The following is a 699-nucleotide window of genomic DNA, read 5'->3' on the forward strand; positions in this document are numbered from 1 at the left end:
CAAGGCGGGCAACATCAACCATACGCTCGAGCGGCTGCGCGGCACCCCGGACCAGCCCGATTTCGTCGCGGTGCTCGATGCCGATTTCGTGCCGCACCGCGATTTCCTCGCCCGCAGCATCGCGCTCTTCCACGACCCCGAGACCGGGCTCGTCCAGACCCCGCAGCACTTCTTCAACCCCGATCCGATCCAGCACAATCTGGGGATCAGCCGGTCCTATCCCGACGAGCAGCGCTTCTTTTTCGACTACATGCAGCCCTCGCGCGATGCGTGGGGGATTGCGGTCTGTTGCGGCACCTCCTCGATCGTGCGCTGGAGCGCGCTCGACGCCATCGGGGATTTCCCCACCTCGAGCGTCACCGAGGACTATCTGCTCACCGCCAAGCTCAAGCTCCACGGCTATTCGACGGTCTATCTCAACGAGCCGCTGAGCGAGGGCCTCGCGCCCGAGGGGCTGAAGGAATACATCACCCAGCGCGCCCGCTGGGGGCTCGGGCTCATGCAGATCGCCCATGGCGAGGCCGGCCCGCTGAGCTCAAATAAACTGAGGCTACGCGACCGTTGGGGCGTGCTGGATTCCTGGCTCTACTGGCTGACGGCGTTCGCCTTCCGGCTTTCCTGCATCGTCTATCCCCTGCTCTACTGGTATTTCGGGGTCATCGTGGTCGATGCCGACATCAACGGCATCCTCGCCCATTT

General features: G+C 64.1%; 1 protein-coding gene. It reads left to right on the forward strand.

Annotated elements, in window-relative coordinates; translation table 11 throughout:
- The coding region (locus EMQ25_RS17890; RefSeq protein ID WP_127189969.1) for a glycosyltransferase family 2 protein at positions 1–699 on the forward strand (699 nt) is incomplete at both ends.

Origin of the sequence: Arsenicitalea aurantiaca (genome assembly GCF_003994485.1) — a bacterium.
Lineage (GTDB): Bacteria > Pseudomonadota > Alphaproteobacteria > Rhizobiales > Devosiaceae > Arsenicitalea > Arsenicitalea aurantiaca.